The sequence below is a fragment of the Candidatus Edwardsbacteria bacterium genome (assembly GCA_018821925.1).
Lineage (GTDB): Bacteria > Edwardsbacteria > AC1 > AC1 > EtOH8 > UBA2226.
Genome location: JAHJLF010000021.1, coordinates 20,544 through 27,500 on the forward strand (window position 1 = coordinate 20,544; position 6,957 = coordinate 27,500).

Annotated in this window: 4 protein-coding genes, 1 tRNA gene and 1 rRNA gene (1 of these 6 cut by a window edge); all 6 read left to right on the forward strand. The window is 50.1% G+C overall.

Annotated features, from left to right (window positions below; genetic code table 11):
- The first annotated feature begins 126 nt into the window (after nucleotides 1-126).
- The gene (locus KJ869_02275; protein ID MBU1576016.1) at nucleotides 127-1,407 is read left to right on the forward strand and encodes a hypothetical protein; all 1,281 of its coding nucleotides are present in this window, start codon (nucleotides 127-129) and stop codon (nucleotides 1,405-1,407) included.
- Nucleotides 1,408-1,494: 87 nt separating this feature from the next.
- Entirely contained in the window at nucleotides 1,495-2,769 is a 1,275-nt protein-coding gene (locus KJ869_02280) for a hypothetical protein (GenBank protein ID MBU1576017.1), read from the forward strand.
- A gap of 296 nt (nucleotides 2,770-3,065) precedes the next feature.
- Entirely contained in the window at nucleotides 3,066-4,382 is a 1,317-nt protein-coding gene (locus KJ869_02285; GenBank protein ID MBU1576018.1) for a hypothetical protein, read from the forward strand.
- Between the two features lie 164 nt (nucleotides 4,383-4,546).
- A tRNA-Ala gene (locus KJ869_02290) sits at nucleotides 4,547-4,622 on the forward strand.
- 63 nt (nucleotides 4,623-4,685) lie between these two features.
- Nucleotides 4,686-5,042: a hypothetical protein gene (locus tag KJ869_02295; GenBank protein ID MBU1576019.1), complete on the forward strand. Its 357-nt coding sequence runs from the start codon at nucleotides 4,686-4,688 to the stop codon at nucleotides 5,040-5,042.
- 254 nt (nucleotides 5,043-5,296) lie between these two features.
- Nucleotides 5,297-6,957: ribosomal RNA gene (locus KJ869_02300) — 23S ribosomal RNA — on the forward strand; it runs 1,373 nt beyond the window's last position.

Genomic DNA, 6,957 nt, shown 5'->3' on the forward strand with positions numbered 1-6,957 from the left:
GGAGAGCACCACTTGGCTGGTCTTTTGACCGGCCATTTTTTTATGGCTTTTATTCCTGTAATCTGATAAAATAATTCAGGTTTGGTTTTTCGGATAAACAGCCTAAAAAATAATTTTGGAGATAAAATGAAAAAAACATTCATATTGGCCTTTATCGCTATAGGTCTATTATCAATGCCAGCCTTTGCCACCGAGACCCGGGTCCTTTCGCTGTCCGGGGCATCGAATTATGTCTGGGATAACAGCAATGTCTTTATATTCCCCAGCGTTGGACCGCTTTATTATCGCTCGATGGTGGCCGAACTGGGAGATGAGGGCAGCGATGTGGCTTCTCAAAGCTCGGTCTGGCTGCTCTATGCCAACGAGGAGCAGAGTTTTGGGGTGGCCGGACTGGCTGTAAATCATCATTCGGTCGGATACGGCAAGCTGCTGGATTATCTGGTCCCGGTTCAAAACGATACTTTTAGCGTAGACATCATCACCCGCCTGCAGGACCGCAACCTGGGCCAACACCTGATGATGATCGAACAGCCCAAAGCCTCATACGATCTGCTGTACTCCAGAAAATTCGGCAAGATCACAGGAGGTATTTTATTGGGCCGTTCGGCCTGGTCGGGTTTTAACAGCTATTCCGACGAGGAAAGAAAGGCCGATGCCGGGATCGTCGAGTTGGGGCTGGGGATCGGCTATGAGCCCCGGGAAAATTTGAGGGCCGATGCTACGGTTTCATACAGTCATTTTTCCTTCGGCAGCAGCTATTCATATTCCGGGCAGGATTCGGCCCAGGAGTTCAGATCCGATGGATCCAAGAGGCTGGCCTTTGACGGCAGAATCTTCTATGCCCTGAACGAGGATATGGTCATCGTTCCCCGGTTAAAGGCCGGGTATACCGATCTGGCCTATCAATACACCCAGAACGGCGACACTAACTCTGTGGTCGGCAGTGACGAAACCACCGAATTTGTCCTGGGTTGCGGCTGGAACTACCAATTCCGCAATCATCTTAAGCTGATTGCCGGGGCGGATATCGGATATTCCAAGTTGCTGATAGAGGATTCACTGATAATCGGATCCCCGGGCGAGATAAAGGAAACCATTACCGAATGGACCTTCCCGGCTTTTCATCTGGGGATGGAAGCCAACCTGGCCAATTGGATCACTGCCCGGCTGGGGGCCACCCAGAGGATGGTTTCGGTCAAACATAACCTTGATTTTATAGACGGCACATCCAGCCGGTCCGAATCTTCGGAACAACCCTATCGGCTTAATATGGGACTTACCTTGAAAGCCGGAAACCTTAACCTGGACCTGCTGGTCAATCCCGAATTATTATATTCCGGCGGAAATATCGCCAGCGGGAGCAAGACCTGGCCAGCCACTTCGGCGGCTTTAAGTTATAGATTTTAACTATTGACAAAACCACGATTTTTGTGATATCTTTACAGTTGAGCACGCCAAAAAACCAACCATTCAAACATTTAAGGAGGTCAATTAATGAGAAAGTCATTTGCTATTTTAGCGGCAGTGGTAATGCTATTGGGCGTTGCCAATGTGACTTTTGCCACCCAGTCCAGGGTTGTTAGCTTGGGCAAGGCTTGGATGTACGACGGAGACTTTGAGGATATCTATTTTTATCCCAATTTAACCGCCAGCTATCCCAGAATGATTGTAGCTGAATTGGGCACCTATCCGGCAGGGTTTTCCTATAATGGTTCCGCCGCCATCACCTTTGCCAATGAGGAGCAGACCTGGGGCGTGGCCGGTTTGGACATTAACCACAAGATCACCAACGAAGATGAATTCAATACTTTAATAACTACTGCGTTTGGAATGAACCCAGTGGACAACAAATGGCACTTGTTTTACGCCAGAGACCTAGGTGGGTTGTCGGCCGGTTTACATATTGCCCGGGCGGCCTATGCCGAGACCTTTACAAATTCCGACACCGTCTCTGGTTCCTTGCACCAAGATAATTCCACTTCCGCTGGGATCTGGGATTTCAACTTTGGCTTGGGGTATTCCCCTATGGAGAACATGGAAGCCAATCTGGGGTTCTCCTTCAAGACTTATTCCTTTTCTGACGAAATAAACTGGACCTGGCCGGGTGCCACACCAGCAGTTACCCCGTATAGCGAAACTTTGGAATCCGACGGCGGCTCCGGAATCGATGTGGCCCTGCGGGTGCTGTACGGCATGAGCGACAACTTCAAACTGGTGCCCACCGCCGGTCTGTCCATGTCGTCCATAGGTTATAAACTAAGCAGTACTGATACATTGTTTCTAGGCGTATACCCGGAAGGTGGTGAAATGTCTACCTTCGATTTCTGGGCCGGGTTCGGCGCCAACTACACCCCGGTGGAGAACGTCCGGGTCATAGGCGGATTGGACTTCGGTATTTCCAGCACCACCATTGAGGACACCACCGGCGTTTTGGGCATAGGCGTCGCAGAGGAGAAGTATTCCACCTTCCTGTTCCCGGGCTTCAGCGCCGCAGTGGAGGCCGACGTGCTGAAATGGCTGACCCTCAGGATCGGGGCCAGCAAGGATATCGCCAAGACCACGGAAACCACCACTACATCAGCCAACACGGTAATTGAAGATACCTACACCAGCGCCGCTTACCACTTCGGTTTTGGTCTGGGTTTCAAGTTCAATAAGCTGTGCATTGACGTCAAATTGAACGACGAGTCGCCGTATGAACTTGGCTACCTGATGAGCGGTGCTGTCAACGCGCCCTTTACTCAGGTTTCCGCCACCTACAAGTTCTAATACATCTACCAAATCTAAGGGCGAGTTCAAAAGACAGAACTCGCCCTTTTATTACTCTGGCAATTAAATAGATTAATAATCCTTACCCGTTTTTGAACATCCTTGTTGTCATGCGCACCAAAGGCGCATTTCGGTCAAACTTATTTTACTTTCTGTGCTCAACCCGTGAAACTTGTCCTCGACTGTGATCGGGGAACGGGCATCCATGCCTGGATTCCCGCATTCGCGGGAATGACACATTGCGCTATTTATTTCCCGAAGTAATAATTGCCAAATAACTTTAAAGAGATTGCGGTATGAGAAAAGCCTTTTTGGGGCTTGCCTGCTTGGCGCTGTTGCTTTCAGGGGGAGTGTCTTTTGCCACCCAAAGCGCCCAGTCCTCGCTGGGACCGGCGGTCGTATTTACCACCGATCCCGGCGATATCTGGCTTTTCCCGACCGAATTGAACAGCTATCCTCGCTTGTTATCCCTGGAGTTGGATTCGTTTCCCTTTGACAGGAACCGGATGTCCTTTTGGGGAACCTGGTCTGACGATGAACAGAAGCTGGGAACCGTGGGGATAGGGTTTGGCGACCTGACAAACCAAAAAGAGCTCGAGGGGATGATAGCCTCTCTTAATTATGCCATTTCCAATCACCCCCTGATGTCTCCCCGCAACAGCATTCCTCTGCCCGGCAATAAATTTCATTTATTCTATGCCCGGGATATGGGGCTGTTGGTGGCCGGACTGCACATCGCCCGGGCTACGGGGGATAAAAGTTATGATTTCAGCGATACCATCCCGGCCGATGCAGTAAAACGCCAGGCGCATTCCGGCATCTGGAGCTTTGACGCCGGCGCTTCCCGGATTTTTGGCGACAATATCTATTTGCAGACCGGCCTGGGTTTCCAGACGATCTCATTCTCCTCGGAATTCGAGCTGAGCGGAGCCGATCCCCTATATTGGGAAAAGGTGGAAAGCCGGGAGGGCAGCGGCAAAAAACTTGATGCCAGACTGTTCTACGGGATGACCCCGGCAATCAAAATAGTGCCGGCCTTGTCATTCAATTCGTTTACGCTGGGATATACAGCCAGCTATGCCGATACCATGCATATGCCGGGCTCCATGTATGATAAAACCGGAGGGAAATATTCCCAAAGCGGATTTGCTGCTTATTTGGGAACCGAGTATTGTCCCAAACCCGGGGTAAAGCTTTTAGCCGGCCTTTCCCTGGAAGGCTCCGGCATTGAGATATCCGACTCCAATAATATCTGGCTGATTTCAACCATACCTTCACAAAAATATATTAGCCGGGAGGTCAGCACTATCGTATTGCCTGGCTTTCAGGCCGGGATTGAGGCCGGACTTTTGAAATGGCTGACGCTTCGGTTGGGTGCCAGCCAAAAGACCTCCTGGATCAACAGTAAAACCAGATTTGCCTATAATGCAACTACTACGGAGGAAGCATTCAGCGAATCGGATTTTAATATCTGCTTTGGGCTGGGCTTTAACTTCGGCCGGCTCACTATTGATGCTCAGTTGAACGAAGAACAGCCATATAATATGGGCTATCTTTTAAGCGGAAACCCGGATGCGCCGTTTGCTAAAATATCTCTGAAATACAGCTATTGATACCCTTTCCCCTTGCATATCCGAATCTTTTATTGTATAATCCACCTTGGTTTTTAGGGTTTAGTTATTGGTTGTTAGAGTTTAAGTTAAGTGGGGCTGTAGCTCCCTTCGACTTCGCTCAGGGCGGGACGCGGGGACGCAAAGCATAAAATCGGTATAAGCGTGGGGCTGTAGCTCAATTGGTAGAGCGCCTGCTTTGCAAGCAGGAAGTAGTCGGTTCGAATCCGATCAGCTCCACCATATTTTTGCCCGGATGAGAACCGACCGACAACGTTGTTGAAGGTTCTCCGCCTGCAGTAAGGGATGGAGCAAAACGGCGGCGGATCCGCCTTAGGCGGAGAATCCGACAGCATGGGGCTAACTTGTCAGCCAGTAGTCCGCCGTAGGCGGGTCAGCTCCACCACCATATTGGTTTTTTGCCGGGCAGAAGCCCCGATAGCGAAGCGTATCGGGGCATTGCTTTTCAGGAAGAGAGCCAACTGGGCGTCAACGATCGGCCAACAACCGAGCTTTATGGGCGAAGCAGCGCTTTTGGCGCCGGGCTTGGTTCAATATAAGAAATTATCCGAAATCGGCATAGTGCCGGGTTGTTTGTCAAATCAAAACCGAAATATTTTAAAAAACCATTCGACTTGTTTGCCTGATTTCTTGAATTTATAACGGGTTATAAAATATTCACATTTTCTTTCATTTATTGCATAAACCTCTTGACAAATTAGTGGGAAAAGGGTATAATACAAAGCTCCGGGAAATACTGTACTTAATGTCTCGATGATACCGGAAGATGATCTTTGACAACTGAATAGGGTCTTAAATTAGTATAGGGTATATACTACAAGCACTTTGGAGACTTGAAGTCACCAAATAGGTTAGCCGTTGGATTTTAGAACAATGGCTATTAACTTTTGATTTTTGGTCAAGCTACAAAGGGCACATGGTGGATGCCTTGGCAGATGAAGGCGATGAAGGGCGTGGTAAGCTGCGATAAGCTTCGGGGAGGTGCAAACAACCTTAGATCCGGAGATGCCCGAATGGGGGAACCCGTTCCGAGTCATATCGGAACACGTCGGGGTGAAAACGTAACAGGAAGTAATCCCGAAGAGCTAACCTGGCGAACTGAAACATCTAAGTACCCAGTGGAAGAGAAATCAACCGAGATTCCCAAAGTAGCGGCGAGCGAAATGGGAAAAGTCTAAACTCGGTCCTGCGTGATAGCTGATACGCGTTGCAGGACGGGGGTATCAGGGTCGTTACGGATCCCGTGTATCAACCGGGGTCGGGGAGTCAAAAAGTCGTTCCTTAGCCGAAAGGTCTGGGAAGTCCTACCATAGACGGTGAAAGTCCGGTAGGCGAAAAGGAAGCGATCTCCCTGGTTGCGATTCCTAAGTACCATGGGGCACGAGAAACCCTGTGGGAATACGGGGGGACCACCCTCCAAGACTAAATACTCTCATCTGACCGATAGTGAACTAGTACCGTGAGGGAAAGGTGAAAAGCACCCCTGGCGGGGAGTGAAATAGTACCTGAAACCATGTGCCTACGATCAGTCGGAGCCTCGATTTATTCGGGGTGACGGCGTGCCTTTTGCATAATGAACCGGCGAGTTGCTTGTATGCAGCAAGGTTAAGTCCTTATGGGACGTAGCCGAAGCGAAAGCGAGTCTGAATAGGGCGATTCAGTTGCATGCAGCAGACCCGAAACTGGGTGAGCTACCCATGGCCAGGCTGAAGTGACGGTAACACGTCATGGAGGGCCGAACCGGTGAATGTTGAAAAATTCTCGGATGAGCTGTGGGTAGGAGTGAAAGGCCAACCAAACCCAGGGATAGCTGGTTCTCCTCGAAATATATTTAGGTATAGCCTCGGAAAGTATGTGGCGGAGGTAGAGCACTGACAGGGCAAGGGACCTTACCAGGTTACCAACCCCTATCAAACTCCGAATGCCGTGCACAGGAATTCCGGGAGTCAGGCAGTGGGGGATAAGCTTCATTGCCGAGAGGGAAACAACCCAGATCGTCAGCTAAGGCCCCTAAATATCAGCTAAGTGAGAAAGGATGTGGAATCTCACAGACAACCAGGATGTTGGCTTAGAAGCAGCCATCATTTAAAGAGTGCGTAATAGCTCACTGGTCAAGTCATTCTGCGCCTACAATACACGGGACTATTAAGCTGATTGCCGAAGCTGCGGACTTGATTGATGTTCGCATCAGTCATTTGGTAGAGGAGCGTTCCACAGTAGGATGAAGCGGTGCCGTAAGACACCGTCGACGAACTGGAAGTGAGAATGCCGGTATAAGTAGCGATAAACCAGGCGAGAAACCTGGTCACCGAAAACTCAAGGGTTCCTGGGGAAGGCTAATCCGCCCAGGGTAAGTCGGGCCCTAAGCCGAGGCCGAAAGGCGTAGGCGATGGAAATCCGGTTAATATTCCGGAACCACTGGTAAAGCGTTATCACCTAAGGGGGGACGCAGGAGTGAGATCCCATCCGCGATTGGAAGTGCGGGTCTAAGCTGGTAGGGGGATCCTGTAGGCAAATCCGCAGGGTCGTTAACCCCGAGAAGCGATGGGGAGTCCGT